18 protein-coding genes are annotated in these 17621 nt (G+C 68.4%); 4 read left to right on the top strand and 14 right to left on the bottom strand.

Annotated features, from left to right (window positions below):
* Nucleotides 1–34: 34 nt before the first annotated feature.
* Nucleotides 35–658, bottom strand: a complete 624-nt coding sequence (locus tag ACWH43_RS02300) for a chloramphenicol acetyltransferase (RefSeq protein WP_158445984.1) — start codon at nt 656–658, stop codon at nt 35–37.
* On the opposite strand from ACWH43_RS02300, the gene phnN reads away from it, so the two are divergent.
* The gene (gene phnN, locus ACWH43_RS02305) at nt 657–1259 is read left to right on the top strand and encodes a phosphonate metabolism protein/1,5-bisphosphokinase (PRPP-forming) PhnN (RefSeq protein ID WP_158445983.1); all 603 of its coding nucleotides are present in this window, start codon (nt 657–659) and stop codon (nt 1257–1259) included. The genes ACWH43_RS02300 and phnN overlap by 2 nt on opposite strands.
* On the opposite strand, the gene ACWH43_RS02310 is transcribed toward phnN, so the two are convergent.
* Genes ACWH43_RS02310 through phnG form a run of 8 tightly spaced genes read right to left on the bottom strand, consistent with a single transcriptional unit; the run spans nt 1256 to nt 7875 of the window.
* Nucleotides 1256–1951 (bottom strand): DUF1045 domain-containing protein, encoded by a 696-nt coding sequence (locus ACWH43_RS02310; protein WP_260349377.1) that lies wholly within the window; start codon nt 1949–1951, stop codon nt 1256–1258. The genes phnN and ACWH43_RS02310 overlap by 4 nt on opposite strands.
* On the bottom strand, nt 1948–3087 hold the full coding sequence (locus tag ACWH43_RS02315; protein WP_158445981.1) for an alpha-D-ribose 1-methylphosphonate 5-triphosphate diphosphatase: 1140 nt from the start codon (nt 3085–3087) through the stop codon (nt 1948–1950). Before ACWH43_RS02315 ends, ACWH43_RS02310 begins: the two co-directional genes overlap by 4 nt.
* Nucleotides 3087–3785 carry a phosphonate C-P lyase system protein PhnL gene (gene phnL / locus ACWH43_RS02320; RefSeq protein ID WP_158445980.1) on the bottom strand — a complete coding sequence of 233 codons (699 nt, stop codon included), beginning with the start codon at nt 3783–3785 and terminating at the stop codon, nt 3087–3089. Before phnL ends, ACWH43_RS02315 begins: the two co-directional genes overlap by 1 nt.
* A 49-nt stretch (nt 3786–3834) precedes the next feature.
* Nucleotides 3835–4641 carry a phosphonate C-P lyase system protein PhnK gene (gene phnK, locus ACWH43_RS02325; RefSeq protein WP_158445979.1) on the bottom strand — a complete coding sequence of 269 codons (807 nt, stop codon included), beginning with the start codon at nt 4639–4641 and terminating at the stop codon, nt 3835–3837.
* A 4-nt stretch (nt 4642–4645) separates the two neighbouring features.
* Nucleotides 4646–5698, bottom strand: coding sequence for an alpha-D-ribose 1-methylphosphonate 5-phosphate C-P-lyase PhnJ (locus tag ACWH43_RS02330; protein WP_260349376.1), 1053 nt, complete (start codon nt 5696–5698; stop codon nt 4646–4648).
* Nucleotides 5695–6849, bottom strand: coding sequence for a carbon-phosphorus lyase complex subunit PhnI (locus ACWH43_RS02335; RefSeq protein WP_158445978.1), 1155 nt, complete (start codon nt 6847–6849; stop codon nt 5695–5697). The genes ACWH43_RS02330 and ACWH43_RS02335 overlap by 4 nt, the downstream gene beginning before the upstream one ends.
* Before the next feature lie 22 nt (nt 6850–6871).
* Nucleotides 6872–7474 carry a phosphonate C-P lyase system protein PhnH gene (gene phnH, locus ACWH43_RS02340; protein WP_158445977.1) on the bottom strand — a complete coding sequence of 201 codons (603 nt, stop codon included), beginning with the start codon at nt 7472–7474 and terminating at the stop codon, nt 6872–6874.
* Nucleotides 7474–7875, bottom strand: a complete 402-nt coding sequence (phnG, locus tag ACWH43_RS02345) for a phosphonate C-P lyase system protein PhnG (protein WP_158445999.1) — start codon at nt 7873–7875, stop codon at nt 7474–7476. The genes phnH and phnG overlap by 1 nt, the downstream gene beginning before the upstream one ends.
* 116 nt (nt 7876–7991) lie before the next feature.
* Here phnG and phnF point away from each other — a divergent pair, with 116 nt between their 5' ends.
* Nucleotides 7992–8759 carry a phosphonate metabolism transcriptional regulator PhnF gene (phnF, locus tag ACWH43_RS02350; RefSeq protein WP_158445976.1) on the top strand — a complete coding sequence of 256 codons (768 nt, stop codon included), beginning with the start codon at nt 7992–7994 and terminating at the stop codon, nt 8757–8759.
* Between the two features lie 73 nt (nt 8760–8832).
* Here the strand turns inward: phnF and phnE (ACWH43_RS02355) are convergent, their stop codons facing one another.
* The 5 genes from phnE (ACWH43_RS02355) to ACWH43_RS02375 all read right to left on the bottom strand — a co-directional run bounded on the left by phnE (ACWH43_RS02355) (nt 8833) and on the right by ACWH43_RS02375 (nt 13290).
* On the bottom strand, nt 8833–9687 hold the full coding sequence (phnE, locus tag ACWH43_RS02355; RefSeq protein ID WP_375797030.1) for a phosphonate ABC transporter, permease protein PhnE: 855 nt from the start codon (nt 9685–9687) through the stop codon (nt 8833–8835).
* The gene (gene phnE, locus ACWH43_RS02360) at nt 9684–10565 is read right to left on the bottom strand and encodes a phosphonate ABC transporter, permease protein PhnE (protein WP_158445975.1); all 882 of its coding nucleotides are present in this window, start codon (nt 10563–10565) and stop codon (nt 9684–9686) included. Before phnE (ACWH43_RS02360) ends, phnE (ACWH43_RS02355) begins: the two co-directional genes overlap by 4 nt.
* Before the next feature lie 142 nt (nt 10566–10707).
* Complete coding sequence (phnD, locus tag ACWH43_RS02365) at nt 10708–11622, bottom strand: phosphonate ABC transporter substrate-binding protein (RefSeq protein WP_158445974.1); 915 nt, start codon at nt 11620–11622, stop codon at nt 10708–10710.
* Nucleotides 11623–11682: 60 nt separating this feature from the next.
* The gene (phnC, locus tag ACWH43_RS02370) at nt 11683–12501 is read right to left on the bottom strand and encodes a phosphonate ABC transporter ATP-binding protein (RefSeq protein ID WP_158445973.1); all 819 of its coding nucleotides are present in this window, start codon (nt 12499–12501) and stop codon (nt 11683–11685) included.
* Between the two features lie 141 nt (nt 12502–12642).
* The gene (locus ACWH43_RS02375) at nt 12643–13290 is read right to left on the bottom strand and encodes a TetR/AcrR family transcriptional regulator (RefSeq protein ID WP_260349374.1); all 648 of its coding nucleotides are present in this window, start codon (nt 13288–13290) and stop codon (nt 12643–12645) included.
* Between the two features lie 150 nt (nt 13291–13440).
* Here ACWH43_RS02375 and ACWH43_RS02380 point away from each other — a divergent pair, with 150 nt between their 5' ends.
* Both ACWH43_RS02380 and ACWH43_RS02385 read left to right on the top strand, forming a co-directional pair.
* Nucleotides 13441–14523 (top strand): efflux RND transporter periplasmic adaptor subunit, encoded by a 1083-nt coding sequence (locus tag ACWH43_RS02380; protein WP_158448294.1) that lies wholly within the window; start codon nt 13441–13443, stop codon nt 14521–14523.
* Nucleotides 14523–17609, top strand: a complete 3087-nt coding sequence (locus tag ACWH43_RS02385; protein ID WP_158445910.1) for an efflux RND transporter permease subunit — start codon at nt 14523–14525, stop codon at nt 17607–17609. The genes ACWH43_RS02380 and ACWH43_RS02385 overlap by 1 nt, the downstream gene beginning before the upstream one ends.
* The last annotated feature ends 12 nt before the right edge of the window (nt 17610–17621 follow it).

The following is a 17621-nucleotide window of genomic DNA, read 5'->3' on the forward strand; positions in this document are numbered from 1 at the left end:
GGAACGAAATCCATGGGGATAGGGCGATTTCTTCTCAATGCCCTTCGTGCCGCGCGAGGAAATCTTCGACCGGGAGCGTGCGGAAATCGTCGAGAGCTGCCCGCAGCCTCGTATGCTCCCAGTCCCACCAGGCGAGGCTCTGCAACCTATCCGAGATATTTCCGGGAAATCGCTGGCGAATCGGGCGGGCCGGATTGCCGGCGACGATGGTGTAGGCCGGCACGTCCCTGGTGACGACGGCGCCGCCGGCCACCACCGCGCCGGTGCCGATGCTGCGGCCGGCCAGCACGATGGCGCCGTGGCCGATCCAGACATCGTGGCCGATGGTCACGGCATGGGCCCGGCGCCAGTCGAAGAAGGCGGCATCGTCCTCGGCGTCGTCGAAATAGGCGGAGGAGCGGTAGCTGAAATGCGACTGGCTCGCCCGCTGCATCGGATGGTTGCCGGGATTGATCCGCGTCATCGCCGCGATCGAGCAGAATTTCCCGATCGTCGTGTAAATGACATTCGCGTCGTTCACGACATAGGAGTAGTCGCCCAGCGTCGACTCGACGAAGATGGTGCGGGCGCCGATCTCGGTGTAGCGACCGAGCGTGGCCTTGCTGACCTTCGCCGTCGGGTCGATCACCGGTTCCAGTCCGAGTTTCTTTCCAGCCATGTCCTTGCACTCTCCTGATCTCGCCGCGGTCCCGGTTTCAGCAGCGGGCGCGCTCGTCCTCGTGGTCGGGCCTTCCGGGGCGGGGAAGGACACCTTGATGGAGGCGGGCCGGGCCGGGCTCGCCGGCGATCCGCGCTTCCGCTTCGCGCGGCGGCTGATCACACGCCCGGCCATGGCCGGCGCCGAGGACCACGATTCCTGCGAGGAGGCCGCCTTCCGGCAGGCCGAGGCGCGGGGCGAGCTGGCGCTGAGCTGGCGGGCGCATGGCCTGAGCTACGGCATTCCGGCGGCGGAACTTTCCGGCATCGCCGAGGGTGTGGTGGTGATCGTCAACGTCTCGCGCGCGGCGATCGCGGCGGCGGAGCGGCTGGCGCAGCGCGTGGTGGTGCTCAACATCACCGCCCCCGTGTCGGTGCTGGCGCAGCGGCTGGCGGCGCGCGGGCGCGAAAGCGAGGCCGATATCGCGGCCCGCCTCAAGCGCGAGGCGCCGCTGACCGCGGAGCGCGCCGAGATCGTCACGATCATGAACGACCGCAGCGTGGCCGAGGCGGCGGAGGAGCTTCTCGCTGTCCTGCGCGCGCTCGGGCGTCATGGCTCCTAGCCGAAAACGTAGGAATCGAGCAGGCGGAAGCGGCTCTTGCGATCGTCCTGCCTGAACAGGGCGAAGCGATCGAGCCTGACAGGGCCGGCCGGCAACGCTGCGGCAGAGGCCGTTTCGAGGGCCTGCCTGACCGGCGCAACCCGTTCGTCCGGCAGCGAGCCGGTCAGGGTCATGTGGAAGCGGAAGGCATCGCCCACATAGGGATAGCCATAGGCTTCGAGATAGGCGTGCTGCGCCGGGGTGAGCGGGCTCCTGAGGCGACGCTCCCGATCCGCCTCCGCCAGCGGCGCGCGGAAGGGTTCGAAGGCCTGCACCAGCGCGAAGGCGAAATGCTGCAATTCCTCGCCCGGCTCGGATGGGATGAGCGCGATAAAGGAGCCGAGCGCGGCGACGCTCAGGCCCGCGAGCGTCACGCCTTCCAGCCCTGCCGCATAGTTGCGGGCAAAGGCCCGGAGCTGCTCCTCGCTGCGGCCGCCGGCCAGCTCGAAGGGCGCCTTCAGCGTGGCGTGGAAGCCGTAGCGGCGCGGCTCCTCGGTGAGCGCCGGCCATGTCGCGGGGTCGCAGCCGGGCGGGACGAGGAAAGGGATATCCTCGCCCGTCAGCGCGTCATAGCCCAGCACCGCCGAGCCGAAGCGCCAGAGGGCGCTGTCGGCGGCGGGGGCGTAATAGACGGCGTAGCGCGGCTTGCTCAAAATGCGCGCTCGCCCTTCGACCAGACCGCGGCGAGGACCGGCGTGCTGCCAAGCACCTTGAAGCGGACCAGATCGGCGCGCAGCCCGGTCTTGAGATGGCCGCGATCCTTCAGGCCGAGGATGTCCGCGACCTTCCAGGTCACCATGCCCATCGCCTCGGGCAGGGCGATGCCGTGGCTGGCGTGGAGCCTGACAACGGCCTGGAGCAGGCTCGCGGGAACGTAGTCGGAGGAGAGGCCGTCGAGCAGCCCCTTCTCCGCCAGCTCCGCGACCGAGACGCCGCCGGAATGCGAGCCGCCGCGCACCACGTTCGGCGCGCCGGCGACGGTGGCGAGGCCGTGCCTCTTGGCGGCCTCGGCCGCCTCGAGGGTCGTCGGGAATTCCGAGATCACCGCCCCGGAGGCGATGCCTTCCTCGACATGCTCGGGAAGGGTGTCGTCATGGGTCGCGAGCGGGATGCCGCGCGCGCGGAAGATGTCGACCACCGCCTGCCAGTTCCTGGCGACGTTGGCGGCGCCGTCGCGCTGGCGTACCGCGACGTCCTCCTCGAACTCCGCGACCGTCTTGCCGTTCCCGACCGCATAGGTCTTGAGGTGTTCGAGGTTGCGCCATTGGCGCTGGCCGGGGGTGTGGTCCATCAGCGAGACGAGCTGGACGAGCGCGTCGTCCTGATAGGGCGCGATATCGGCGAGCAGGTTCGGGCTCGTCAGTTCGCAGCGCATATGGATGCGGTGGTCGATGCGGAAGACGTTCTCGCGCTTGCCCTCGGCCAGCGCCTTCATCACATCGGCGAAGATGTCCTTGCGGTAGTCCTTGGCCGAGAAGGGCGTGCCGGCGCAGACCGCGTCGTAGACGGTGGTGACGCCGGCCGCGGCCATCTGCGCGTCATGGACGAGCGCGGCCGCCAGCCCGTTCGGCCAGAAGACCTTGGGGCGCGGCATGAAGTGCTTTTCCATGTTGTCGGTGTGCATCTCGACGAGGCCGGGCGCGACATAGTCGCCGCCTGCGTCGACGGCGCCGGGCAGGGCGGTCTTGCCCTGATCGACCGATACGATGCCGCTCTCGTCGAAAGCGATGGTGCCGGTGACGACCTCGTTCTCGAGGATCAGTCTGGCGTTGGTGAGAACGGTCTGCATCAGGCGGCCTTCCGGAAAGCGGTGATGTCGAGATAGCGCGTCGCGACGCGTTCGCGAACCGCCTCGTCATGGAAAATCCCGACGATGGCGGAGCCTGCGGCGCGCGCCTCCGCGATGAGCTCGACGACGACGTCGCGATTGGCGGCGTCGAGCGAGGCGGTCGGCTCGTCGATCAGCATCACCGCCGAGGGATCGACGAAGGAGCGGGCGATGTTGACGCGCTGCTGCTCGCCGCCGGAGAAGGTGGCGGGCGCGAGGTTCCAGAGCCGCTCCGGCAGGTTGAGGCGGGCGAGCATGACCTTGGCCTTTTCGGTTGCGATCTCGGGCGCGGCGCCCCGCGCCAGCAGCGGGTCGCGCACGATGTCGAGCGTCGAGACGCGCGGGATGACGCGCAGGAACTGCGAGACGAAGCCGAGCGTGCGGCGGCGGATGTCGAGCACGGTGCGCGGCACGGCCGAGACGATATCGACCGGCCGGCCGGCATGGGTGATGCGGATCGAACCGGCCGTCGGCCTGTAGTTGCCGTAGAGGATGCGCAGCAGGCTGGACTTGCCGGCGCCGGACGCGCCGGCCAGCACCAGCGCCTCGCCGGCCTCGACGCTGAAATTGACGTTGTCGAAGACCGGCAGACGCGCTCCGCCCTGGTTGTGCAGGGTGAAGGTCTTGGCGACGTTCTCGACCTGAATCATCGTGGTCATGGGGTCAGTGCCTTGCCGATTCGCGGTGACGAGGGTGTGACGGGAGCCATCACACGCTCAGGACCGCCGAGGTCAGGAGTTGCGTATAGGCGTGGTGCGGATCGTCGAGGACCTGGTCGGTCAGGCCCTGCTCGACGACGCGGCCGTCCTTCATCACCATCAGCCGGTCGGTCAGGAGCCGGGCGACGGCGAGGTCGTGGGTGACGATGATCGCGGCGAGGCCGAGATCGCGCACCAGCACGCGCAGCAGGTCGAGTAGGCGGGCCTGCACCGAGACGTCGAGGCCGCCGGTCGGCTCGTCCATGAAGACGAGGCGCGGCTCGGAAACCAGTACGCGGGCGATCTGCAGGCGCTGCTGCATGCCGCCGGAGAACTGGCGCGGCCGGTCGTCGATGCGGGCGCCGGCGATCTCGACGCGCTGGAGCCAGTCGAGGGCGCGCTCGCGGATCTGGCCGTAATGCCGGTCGCCGCGGTCCATCAGCCGCTCGCCGACATTGCCGCCGGCGGTGACGTCCATGCGCAGGCCGTCGCGCGGGTTCTGGTGGACGATGCCCCAGGCGGTGCGCATCAGGCGGCGGCGCTCCTGCTCGGAGACCGAGTAGATGTCGAGCGGCTCCGCGCCGCCGCGGAACAGCACCTCGCCTTCGTCTGGCCTGTCGATGCCGGCGAGGCAGCGCAGCAGGGTCGACTTGCCCGAGCCGGATTCGCCGACGATGCCGAGCACCTCGCCCGGCCAGAGGTCGAAGGAGACATCGGCGCAGCCGATGCGCTCGCCATAAAAGCGGCCGACGCCGGCGACGGAGAGCAGGGGGGCGGGTTCGAGGTCGAGTTCGGCGGGGGCGACGTGAAGGGTCATGAGGTTACATCCTCTGTTCACGCGAGCCCTCATCCTGAGGAGCGCCGTCAGGCGCGTCTCGAAGGATGCTCGTCGAGGCTCCGGAGACAACTGGATCATCCTTCGAGACGGCCGCTCCCGCGGCCTCCTCAGGATGAGGGCTGGAGGGTTGGACAAGCCCGCTCGCGGCGGCGTCGCCCAGCATGGTGCCGCGATGGCCTTGCGCCCGGCGGGTCTCGCAATAATGGCTGTCGGAGCAGACGAACATGCGCCCGCCGCGATCGTCGATCACGACCTCGTCGAGATAGCTGTCGGCCGCGCCGCAGAGCCCGCAGGGCTGGCTCCAGCTCTGGATGCGGAAGGGGTGATCCTCGAAATCGAGGCTCTTCACGCTGGTATAGGGCGGCAGCGCGTAGATGCGCTTCTCACGACCGGCGCCGAACAATTGCAGCGACGGCGACATGTGCATCTTCGGATTGTCGAATTTCGGGATGGGCGAAGGCGCCATCACATAGCGGTCGTTGACCAGGACCGGATAGTCATAGGTCTTGGTGATTTCGCCGTAGCGGGCGATGTCCTCGTAGAGCTTGACCTGCATCAGCCCGTATTCGGCCCAGGCGTGCATCTTGCGGGTCTCGGCCTCGCGCGGCTCCAGGCGGCGCAGCGGCTCCGGCATCGGCACCTGATAGACCATGACCTGGCCGGGCTTGAGCGGCGCCTCCGGGATGCGGTGGCGGGTCTGGATGATCGTCGCCTCCTCCGTCGCCTCGCTGGTGCGGGCGTTCGCCGTGCGCTCGAAGAACTTGCGGATGGAGACGGCGTTGGTGGTGTCGTCGGCGCCCTGGTCGATCACCTTGAGCGTGTCGGCCGGGCCGATGATCGCGGCGGTGATCTGGATGCCGCCGGTGCCCCAGCCGCGGGCCAAGGGCATCTCGCGCGAGCCGAACGGCACCTGATAGCCCGGCACCGCGACCGCCTTGAGCAAGGCGCGACGGATCATCCGCTTGGTCTGCTCGTCGAGATAGGCGTAATTGTAAGCCGGCTTTGCATCCTCCGCCGGCATCTGGTGAAGGGTCATTCCGCAGCCTCCGGCATGGCGTCCCGTTCTTGGGCGAGCCGTTCCTCGCGCTCCCGCCGAATGCGGCGGATCAGCTCGAGCTCGCCCTGGAAATCGACATAGTGCGGCAGCTTGAGATGCTCGACGAAGCCGGCCGCCTCGACATTGTCCGAATGGTAGAGGACGAATTCGTCCTGCTGCGCCGGGTAGTCGGCCGCCTCGCCGAAATCGCGGGATTTCAGCGCCCGGTCGACCAGCGACATCGACATCGCCTTGCGCTCGCTATGGCCGAAGACGAGGCCGTAGCCGCGGGTGAATTGAGGCGGCACCTCCTTCGAGCCCTGGAACTGGTTGACCATCTGGCATTCGGTCAGGGTGACGTCGCCGAGATCGACGGCGAAGCCGAGTTCCTCCGGCACGAACTCGACCGCGACCTCGCCGACGCGGACCTCGCCGACGAAGGGATGCGTGCCGCCGAAACCGCGCTGCACGGAATAGCCGAGGCCGAGCAGAAAACCCTCGTCGCCGCGCGCCATCGACTGCAGGCGCACATCGCGGTCGGCCGGGAAGGAGACGGGATCGCGCGTCAGGTCGAAGGGGCGCGGATCGCCTTCCGGCGGCTCCTCCGTTTCCATCAGCCCTTCGGCGCCGAGGATATCGGGCACGCGCGGCATGGTGGCGTCGAGGCAGTCGGCAGTGGGCAGTCGGCAGTCGTCTGCGGCGGCAAGTTCCGACTGCCGACTGTCGATTGCCGACTGCCCTTCTTCCTCCATCAACTCGAAATCGAACAGCCGGTGGGTGTAGTCATAGGTCGGCCCGAGCACCTGCCCGCCGGGCAAGTCCTTGTAGGTCGCCGAGACGCGGCGGCGGATCGCCATCGTCGCGGTGTCGAGCGGCTGCGAGGAGCCGAAGCGCGGCAGCGTCGTGCGATAGGCGCGCATCAGGAAGGCGGCCTCGATCACGTCGCCCTGCGACTGCTTCAGGGCCAGCGCGGCGAGGTCCTTGTCGTAGAGCGAGCCCTCGTTCATCACGCGGGCACAGGCCAGCGCCTGCTGCTCGCGGATCTGGGCGACGCTGATCTCGGGCACGGCGGGGTCGCCCCGGCGGGCTTCGGCGACGAGGTCATAGGTGGCGAGGATGGCGGCCTCGCCGCCTTTCACGGCGACATACATCAGCGGGTCTCCCGGTGGGGCATCAGCGGGCCTCCCCGATCCGCGTCGAGCGCGGCAGGCCGATCAGGCCGTCGCCATGGGTCAGAACGACATCGACGCCGAGCGGATAGAGCGCACCGTTCTCGCGCAGTTCCGCGGTGAAGCCGGGCCGCAGGCCCTGCGGCGCGATCCGGCGGTTGCCGGGAACGCCCGGGCCGGAGAGCGTGAAGGCCGCGCCGCCTTCCAGGCCGGCGACTTGCACGATCACCGTGGTCGAGCGATCGGGGAACTGGTCCGTGCCCGGATTGAATGCGGAGAGTTTCGGCGCGTCGGCCGCGCCGTCGATGACGGCGAAGGCTGCCTCGGCGGGATCGTCGACGAGGGTGGCGCCGCAATGGAAGCGCAGCCAGGCGCCGGCCGCGCCGTCGCGCAGGGCTGCCGGCAGCCAGACCGGCGTCTCGTAATCGGCCAGCGTCAGCAGCGCGGTCGCGGTTGCGCTCGCGAGCCCTTCGGGCGGCGCGATCTCGGCCGCGACGCGCTGCCCTGTGCCGGGCTCGGAGAGCGCGGCGAGCAAGGCGCGGAAGGCGGCCTGCGACTGGAAGACCGGATCGGAGAAGCCGGGGGAGATCATGTCCTGCGCCGTCATCACGCGCCCCTGACCAGCGTGAAGAAGTCGACCTTGGTCGCCGCGGCCTTGCGCGAGGCGAGGTCGCGGGCCGCGGCCTGCCGCGCGGCCAGCGTCGCGACGCCTTGCGCGAGTTCGCCGTCGGTGGCCTCGTCTTGGAGACGGGCGTCGAGCAAGGCGGCGAGCCGCGCCTTGCCGTGGTCGCGGCCGAGCGCGTAGGAGAAGCCCATGCGGCCGTTCGGCAGGCGCACGACGCAGCGCGTCACGGTCGCCTCCCCGAGATTGAAGCGCCGCCCGGCGCCGCCGGCTCGGCCTTCCACCATCACCGTGCCGGTCTCGGGCGCCTTCAGCACCTCATGCTCGGGAAGGGCGCCGAGAAGCGTCGCGATCTCGTCGCGGGAGGCGCGCGCCAGGGTCGCCATCCATTGTTGTCGGGGTGTTTTGGGGTTCATCCGCCGGCTCGCTGGTCAGCTTCAAAGGTCTAGACTATGATGTCGCTGATGGCGATGAATGTCTATACTTTTTGGATGAATTTTTGATGACGCAAGAAGCGGCGCAGGGCATCGCGCAAGGCGCGGCGCCGGAGGGCGAGGGCGGCACGGTCTGGCGGCGCATCGCCGACGAGCTGGCGGCCGCGATCGAGCGTGGCGAGTACCGGCTCGGCGACACGCTGCCGGCCTCGGTCGCGCTGGCCGAGCGCTACGGCGTGCATCGCCATACGGTGCGGCAGGCCTTCCGTCATCTCGCCGATCTCGGGCTGGTGACGGTGTCGCGCGGGCGCGGCACGCAGGTGACGACGCCGCGCCTGCCCTATCCGATCGGCCGGCGCGTCAGCATGCGCACCAATATGGGCAAGCTCGGCATCACCGGCACAAGCCGCATGCTCTCGGCCGAGATCGTCGTTGGCGAGGCACCCGCCTGCACGGCGCTTCGCCTGAAGGCCGGGACGCCGCTCTGGCGCGTGCGCGGCGTAAGCCTGGCCGACGGCGTGCCGATGGGCACCGGCACGCATTGGCTCGCGGTCGAGCGCTTCCCGGAATTCGACAGGGCCTATCGCGAGGCGGCCGGCTCGATCACGGCGGCGTTCAGGAGCTACGGCATCGCCGATTATGTGCGCCTGTCGACACGCCTCGCCGCGAGGCTGGCCGACGAGGCCGAAGCCGAATTGCTCCAGATCGCGCCGGACTCCGCGGTGATGATCTCGACGGCCATTGACGCGCTGCCGGATCTGACGCCGATCCACCTCGTCTCGAGCGTCTTCGCCGGCGAGCGCATGGAGATGGTGATCGAGCCGTTCGGGGATTGAGGCCGGAGACGAGGAACCATCCCGTCATTCCGGCGCGCGCGGGGCGAGCCGGAATGACGATGCGGCCCCGTCCTCAGACCGCGCGCCTGCCGATGATCGCGAAGCGCAGTTTCCCCGACAGGAAGTCGATGGCGGAGACCGCGACGAGGATCAGCAGGATCAGGAAGGAGGTCTGCTGCCATTCCAGCGTTCGGATCGTCTCGGCGAGGTAGAGGCCGATGCCACCGGCGCCGACGATGCCGATGATCGTTGAGGAGCGGGTGTTGGATTCGATGAAGTAGAGCACCTGGCTGGCGATCACCGGCAGCACCTGCGGCAGCAGGCCGAAGCGGATCTGATGGGCCTTGCTGCCGCCGACCGAGGCGACGCCCTCGACCGCCTTGCGGTCGGCGGCCTCGATCGCCTCGGAATAGAGCTTGCCGAAGGCGCCGAAATCGCTGGTCATGATGGCGAGCATGCCGGCGAAGGGGCCGAGCCCCACGACGTTGATCCAGATCAGCGCCCAGATCAGCGCATCGACGCCGCGCACCGTGTCGAGCGAGCGGCGCGCGAGGAAATGGACGATGCGGTTGGCGACGACGTTGCGCGCGGCCAGGAAGCCGAAGGGCAGGGCGAGGAAGGCCGCCAGCACGGTGCCGAGGAAGGCGATGGCGATCGTCTCGAACAGCGCATGGACGAAGATGCCGGCGCGGGCCCAGGAGCCCGGATCGGGCGGCAGCATCAGCACGACGAAGCTGCCGAGATTGCCGAGCCCGGCGAGCACGCGCCACAGCGTCGTCTCCAGCGTGGTCAGCCCGTAGACGAGCAGGCCGAGGACGGCGGCGACGGCGCCGATCGTCGCGAGCCTGGTCCCGAGCGAGCCGCGGATGGCGGCGGCGTGGCGCTGCAGGATATCGTCGCGCTCGGCGGCGGGAATGGCGAAGCTCACGAACGGCTCTCCAGGCTGAGGAGGGCGTGGCGCAGCCGCTCCGTGCCGAGATCGATCAGCATCACGGCCAGGATCACGAGGAGCATGATGGCGCTGACGTCGGTGTAGTAGAATTTGCGGATCGCCTCGATCAGGTCCTGGCCGATGCCGCCGGCGCCGACGAAGCCCATGATCGAGGCGCCGCGCACATTGATCTCGAAGCGCAGCAGCGCGTAGCTGGCGAAATTGGAGAGCACCTGCGGCACGACGGCGAAGCGCACCACCTGCCACCAATTGCCGCCGGTGGCGGTGACGCCGTCGACCGGCTTGAGGTCGATGTTCTCGACCACTTCGGAGAAGAGCTTGCCGAGCGCGCCCATGGTGTGGATCGCGATGGCGAGGACGCCGGGCAGCGGGCCCAGCCCGAAGGCGATGACGAAGATCAGCGCGAAGACGATCTCGGGGACGGTGCGGCAGAATTCGAGGAAGCGGCGCACGGCGAAGCGCAGCCAGGGGGCGCGGCCGAGATTGGCGGCGGCGGCGAAGCAGAGCAGGAAGGCGCCGGTCGCTCCGAGAATGGTGCCGACATAGGCGATCAGCACGGTCTGCCAGAGCAGCCTCAGCCAGCGGAACAGGCCCCAGTACCATTCGGCGAAGTCGGCGCCGAGGCTGGAAAGGCGCAAGGTCGGCAGGGTCTGCCAGAGATAGTTGGGGAAGCGGCCGATATTCTCGAACAACCTGCCGAGATCGACCTCGGCGCCGAGGGCGGAAAGCCAGATGCAGGCGGCGAAGACGGCGATGCCGATCAGCGTCTGCCGGCGCTTGCCCGCCGCGGCCTGCCGGTAGCTTTCGGCATAGGCGCGGATGGCCGGGTCGTTGCGGTCGATCGCGAGGGTCATGGAGACGCGCTTCCGGGAGGTCGCGGGACCGGCCGATGCCGGCTCCGGACAAGGACGCCGTTCCCGGGCGAGGCGAAGCGCAGGCCCGGGAATCTCCGGCTGGAGATGCCCGGGGCAGGCCCGGGCATGACGGCGTGCTGGCTTACGACGACTTCTTCTTGCGCAGGTCGTCGACGAACTTGTTCAGGTCGATGATCGGGTCGTAGGCGGCGTTGTCGACGGCGACGAGCGGGCCGGCCTTGCCTTCGTAGATCTTGTCGAAGGCGGCCTTGTCCTTGGTGGCGAGGTTGAGCACCGCGTCGCGGACCTTGGCCTTCAGATCCTCCGGCAGGTCGGTGAGATAGGCCAGCGGCGAGTTCACGATCTGGGCCGACTTGTAGATGATGCGGAAGTCGTCGGCCTTGACCATGTTCTTGCGGGCCATGCGCTGCAGGTTGGATTCCTGCTCGTCGTTCCACCAGTTGGCGGCGATGTCGACCGTGCCCTGCTGCAGGGCGATGATCGCGTTCTCGTGGCTGCCGGTGTAGACGACCTTGGAGAAGAAGCTCTCGGGGTCGATCTTCATGCCGTTCAGCGCGAAGCGCGGCACGTTGTTGCCCGAGGTCGAGTTGGGGTCGACGAGGCCGAGATTCTTGCCCTTCAGATCCTCGATCTTCTGGTAGGGCGAATCCTTCTTCACGTAGAAGACGGAATAATAGCCCTTGGTGCCGTCGAGATTGGTCTCGATCGCGAAGGCGTCGGTCTTGACGCCGGTCATGCGGGCGCGGGCGAAGGAGGCCGGGCCGTACGAGGCGATGTGGATGTTGCCAGCGCGCTGGCCCTCGATGATCGCGGCGTAGTCGTTGGCGACGCGCAGCGTGACCTTGGTGCCGAGCTCCTTCTGCAGATACTGCACGAAGGGGGTGTAGCGCTCGACGACGCCCGAGGCGTTCTCGGCCGGGATGATGGCGAAGACCAGCTCGGGATACTTCGCCTTCCAGTCCTGCGCGAAGGCCGGGGCAGCGGCGGCGGCGAGGCCGGCGGCCGCCAGCTTCAGGGTATGACGACGGGTCAGCATTCGGGTTGCTCCTTCTGTGGATCGTCTCAGGGTCGGGCTCGTCCGGCGGCGGGGTGCCGCTCAGGCGATCTTCTGCTTGGCGCGCCGGGCTTCCGAGGCCGCGATGGCGTCGAGCGCGTCCAGGGCCTCGGCCCCGGCGTCCTTGGCCTCGATGCCGTAGAGATCGGCCGCGACCTCGCGGGTCAGCGCCTGCGGGGTGTCGTCGAAGACGACCTTGCCGGCGGCCATGCCGATCAGCCGGTCGCAGTATTTCGCCGCGATATCGAGGTCGTGCAGGTTGCAGATCACGGTGATGCCGTGCTCGCGGTTGATGCGGAACAGCGCATCCATCACGACCTGGGTGTTGCGCGGGTCGAGCGAGGCGATCGGCTCGTCGGCGAGGATGATGCGCGGCTCCTGCACCAGCGCGCGGGCGATGGCGACGCGCTGCTGCTGCCCGCCCGAGAGCGTCTCGGTGCGCTGGGCGAGGAGATGGCCCATGTCGAGCCGCTCCAGCGCCGCGATGGCGCGGATCTTGTCGTCCTCGGAGAAGCTCTTCACCAGGGTCAGCGCGGCCGAGCGGTGGTTGAGCCGGCCGAGCAGCACGTTGGTGAGCACGTCGAGCCGGCCGACGAGGTTGAACTGCTGGAAGATCATCGCCGTGTCGCGGCGCCAGCGCCGCAGCGCCGTGCCCTTCAGCGCGGTGACGTCGCGCTCCTCGCAGAGGATGCGCCCGCTGCTGGGCTCGGCCAGGCGGTTGAGCATGCGCAGCAGCGTCGATTTGCCGGCTCCGGACCGGCCGATGATGCCGACCATCTCGCCATGGGGGATCGACAGCGAGACGGTATCGACGGCGTTCCTGTCGCCGAAACGCTTGGTCAGGCCTTCGATGCGCAACATGAAAGGTTCTCGCACATGACGGGTCGCATGAGCTGGCGCCGGTGGCCGAAGCCGCCGGAGCCATGGGGCACGCACGAGAAAGAGCGCTATCGGCCGCAGATGACAGGGGCGTGACGCCGCCCGGCCGCCAGGATGGCCGGTTCAGGCGCCGCGCAGGAGCAGGTCGACGCAGGCGGCGACATAGGCCTTGCGCCGGGCCGAGGGGAGCGGCCGCACCGCCAGCAGCCCGCGCAACTGGTGGAAGCCGCGCAGCATGCCGACGAACTGCTCGGCGAGCGTCTCGGCCTGCGGCGGGGTCAGCGGACGCGGCAGGCCATCACCGATTCGTGAACGCGCGAGCAGCAGCGCCGCCACGTCGGCGATCATCCGCTTCCCGCCGGCCTCATAGGCGACGCGGCCGAGTTCGGGAAAGCGATGGGCGGCGCTGGTCACGAGGCGGTGCAGGTCGAGCGAGGCCGGGCGCAGCATCATCGCGAGCGTATCCTCGCCGAGCCGGGTCAAAGCGCCGCGCAGGTCGATATCGGCGGATGGCTGCCGCAGCGGAATCGTCAGCTTCTCGGTCAATTCGGTACAAATCGCCTTGAAGAGCGCTTCCTTATCGGCAAAATGACTGTAGATCGTCTGCTTGGAGACGCCGGCCCGGTGCGCGATCTGGTCGAGGCTGGCCCGCTCGAAACCTTCGGCGAGGAACATTTCGGAGGCGGCGCGGGTGATGGCGTCGTGCTTGTCGGGGCGGGAGCGTTCGGCCGGATGCGACCCGGCTCCGTTTCGCGGCGAGGGCTTCGGCAAGCCTTTTGCTTGGAGTTCGGGCGAGCCGTTCCGCGCTGCGGGGTGGTGCCGGAATGTGGGGGTTTCAGCCATGGCTGCGCCCACCAGACCTCTTATCAAACTGGACCGTCCAGTCTAAGATAGTCGGGCGGTATCGGAGCGTCCAGTCCTATGAAGCGGTTAGTCCTCCTTCTCCTGATCGCAGGCCTCGCCGCCGGCGGCTATTACGGCTATCGCCATCTCCATGCCAGCGGCGAGCAGGCGCAGGCCAGCGCGGCGCCGGCCGCGCGCGTGGCCGTGCCGGTCGAGGTCGCCGCCGTCGAGGTCATGGCGGTGAGCGAGGAGGTCGAGGCGCTCGGCACGCTGGCGGCCGACGAATCCGTGGTGATCGCCCCCGAGATCGCAGGCCGCGTCGTCGCGCTCGGCTTCCGCGAAGGCGAGCCGGTCAGGGCCGGGCAGGCGCTGGTCAGGCTCGACACCGCCATCCTCGACGCCGAGCTCAAGCAGGCCCAGGCCGATCTCGGCCTGGCGCGCGACACGGCCGAACGGCTGCGCGCGCTGGTGCAGCGCGGCTCCGGCACGCAGGTCGCGCTCGACGAGGCCGTCGCCAAGCTCGCCTCCAGCGAGGCGCGGGTGCAGCTCGCCAAGGCCAAGCTGGCGCAGTCGACCATCCTGGCGCCGTTCAACGGCGTGGTCGGTTTGCGCTCCGTCGGCGTCGGCGACTATGTCCCGGTCGGCAAGCAACTGATCACGCTGACCAGCATCGACCCGATCAAGATCGACTTCCGCGTGCCCGAGATCTATCTGAGCCGCCTCAAGGTCGGCCAGCCGGTGCAGATGCGGGTCGATGCCGTGCCGGACCGCAAGTTCACCGGGCAGATCTTCGCCATCGATCCGGTGGTCGACGTCAATGGCCGCGCCATCCGCCTGCGCGCCAACATCCCGAACGCCGATCTCGCGCTGAAGCCGGGCCTCTTCGCCCGCCTCGCCATCACCGTCGACCAGCGCCCGAACGCGATCGTCGTGCCGGAGATGGCGGTGGTGCCCGACGCGGTCGGCAAGATGGTCTATGTCGTCGACAACGGCAAGGCGCGGCGCGTCAGCGTCGAACTGGGCAAGCGCCTGCCGGGCAAGGTCGAGATCGTCAGCGGGCTGAAGCCCGACATGCAGATCATCACCGCCGGCCAGATGCGGCTGCGTGACGGCAGTGCGATCGCGATCAAGGACAAAGTCGTCCAGACGAGTCAGCTCTGATGAGCCTGTTCGAGCTCTTCGTCCGCAGGCCCGTCCTCTCGACGGTGATGAGCCTGCTCGTCATCCTGATCGGCATCGTCTCCTATGGCCGCCTGACGGTCCGCGAATATCCGAACATCGACGAGCCGATCGTCTCGGTGCGGACCGACTATCGCGGCGCCTCGGCCGAGATCATCGAGACGCAGGTGACGCAGATCCTGGAGAACTCGATCGCCGGCATCGAGGGCATCGAGATCATCTCCTCGACGAGCCGCCAGGAGCGCAGCTTCATCCAGGTCCGTTTCCGGCCGGACGTCGATCCCGACGTCGCGGCCTCCGACGTGCGCGACCGCGTCAGCCGCGTGCGCAGCCGCATGCCCGACGAGATCGACGAGCCGGTCATCGCCAAGGTCGAGGCCGACGCGCAGCCGATTCTCTATCTCTCGCTGACCAGTTCGCGGCACGGGCCGCTCGAGCTCACCGACTTCGCCGACCGCTTCATCTCCGACCGCGTGCAGAACGTCACCGGCGTCGCCGAGGTCCGGATTCTCGGCCAGCGCCAATACGCCATGCGGATCTGGCTCGATCGCGCCCGCATGTCGGCCTACAACATCAGCGTGCAGGATGTGGAGGCCGCGGTCAGGGCCCAGAACATCGAGATCCCGTCGGGCCGCATCGAAAGCAACGACCGCGAATTCACCGTGCTCTCGCAGACCGGCATGACCGCGCCGGCGGAGTTCCGCGAGATCGTCGTCAAGGACGCCAACGGCTTCCCGGTCAAGCTGAAGGACATCGCCAAGGTCGAGCTCGGCGCGCGCGAGGAGCGCAACGCCGCCTGGTTCAAGGGCACGCCCTCGGTGACGATCGGCATCGTCAAGCAGGCGACGGCCAATCCGCTCGACGTCTCGGCCGGCATCGAGGAGGCGCTGCCCGGCATCATCGACGACCTGCCGCAGGGCATGTCGATCGCCAAATCCTACGACACCTCGGTCTTCATCGACCGCTCGATCAAGGCGGTCTTCCAGACGATCCTCGAGGCGATCGTGCTGGTGGTGCTGATCATCTTCGTCTTCCTGCGCTCGATCCGGGCGACGCTGATCCCGCTGGTGACGATCCCCGTCTCGCTGATCGGCTCCTTCGCGCTGATGTATGCGCTCGGCTTCACCGTGAACACGCTGACGCTGCTTTCGATGGTGCTCGCCATCGGCCTCGTCGTCGACGATGCCATCGTGGTGCTGGAGAACGTCCACCGCCATATCGAGGACGGCATGAAGCCGACCGCCGCGGCGATCCGCGGCATCAACGAGATCGCCTTCGCCGTGGTGGCGATGACGCTGACGCTGGTGGCGGTCTATGCGCCGATGGCCTTCTCGACCGGGCGCACCGGCAAGCTCTTCATCGAGTTCGCGCTGACGCTGGCGGGCGCGGTGCTGGTCTCCGGCTTCGTCGCGCTGACGCTGACGCCGATGATGTGCGCCAAGCTGCTGCGCCATCACGACAAGCATAGCTGGCTGTTCAACCTGCTGGAGCGCGGCTTCGAGGCGCTGTCGCGCGGCTACAAGGCCTCGCTGCGCGGTGCGCTCAGCGTCCGCCCGCTCGTCGTCCTGCTGGCGGTCGGCGTCGCCGGGGCCGGTTATTTCTTCTTCACGCATCTGCGCTCGGAACTGGCGCCGGTCGAGGATCGCGGCACCATCACCGCCGTCGGCGTGGCGCCGGAAGGCGCGACCTTGTCCTTCACCGCCGACTACGCCCGGCAGGTCGAAAACTACTTCAAGAACATCCAGGAGGTCGAAACCTATCTCGTCATCGTCGGCTTCCCCGACGTGACGCGGGCCATCGGCTTTGCCCGGCTCAAGCCCTGGGAGCAGCGCGAGCGCAAGCAGCAGGACATCGTCGCCGAGATCAACAAGGGGCTGTCGCAGATTCCCGGCATCCGCATGTTCGCGACCAATCCGCCCTCGCTCGGCCAGGGAAACGCCAACAGCAAGCCGGTCGAGTTCGTGCTGCGCTCGTCGGAGCCCTATACGCAGATCAGGGGCTATGTCGACCGGCTGATGGCCGAGGTCGCCGGCTCGCCGGCCCTGACCAATGTCGAGACCAACCTCATCCTCGACAAGCCGCAGATCAAGGTCTCGATCGACCGCCAGCGCGCCGCCGATCTCGGCGTCGGCGTCGACATCGTCGGGCGCACCATGGAGACGCTGCTCGGCGGCCGGCAGGTGACGCGCTTCAACATGAACAGCAAGCAATACGACGTCGTGCTGCAGGTCGAGGGCACGGAGCGCAACACGCCGCAGGCGCTGCAGTCGATCTATCTGATGGGCCGGGGCGGGACGGTGGTGCAGCTCTCCAGCCTGGTCAAGATCGAGGAGAATGTCGCGCCGAAGGAGCTGGTGCGCTTCAACCAGCTCCGCTCGGCGACGATCACCGCGATCCCGGCGCCGGGCTATTCGCTCGGCGACGCGCTCAAGGTGCTGGAGGACGGCGCGGCCCGCGTGCTGCCCTCCTCGGTGCAGGTCGACTATTCCGGCCAGAGCCGCGAGTTCAAGCAGTCGGGCGCGAGTATCTTCATCGTCTTCCTGCTGGCGCTCGGCTTCATCTATCTGGTGCTGGCGGCGCAGTTCGAGAGCTTCGTCGATCCGGTGGTGATCATGGTCTCGGTGCCGCTCTCGCTGACCGGCGCGCTGGCGGCGCTCTACCTCTCCGGCGGCACGATGAACGTCTACAGCCAGATCGGCCTGATCACGCTGGTCGGCCTCATCACCAAGCACGGCATCCTGATCCTGGAGTTCACCAACCAGCTCCGCGAGGAGGGCAAGGAGACGATCGACGCCCTGGTCGAAGCCGCGGAGCTGCGCCTGCGCCCGATCCTGATGACCACGGGCGCCATGGTGCTCGGCGCCGTGCCCCTCGCCATCGCGCATGGCGCGGGCGCCGAGAGCCGCTCGCAGATCGGCTGGGTCATCGTCGGCGGCATGACCTTCGGCACGCTGCTGACGCTCTATGTGGTGCCGGTCGCCTACAGCTATCTGGCGCGCAAGGTCCATGCCTCGCGCCATGGCGGGCATGAGGAGGCGCACGGCGCCCATCCGCAGCCGGCGGAGTAGGATACCCGCCGT

Source organism: Allobosea minatitlanensis, assembly GCF_964020775.1.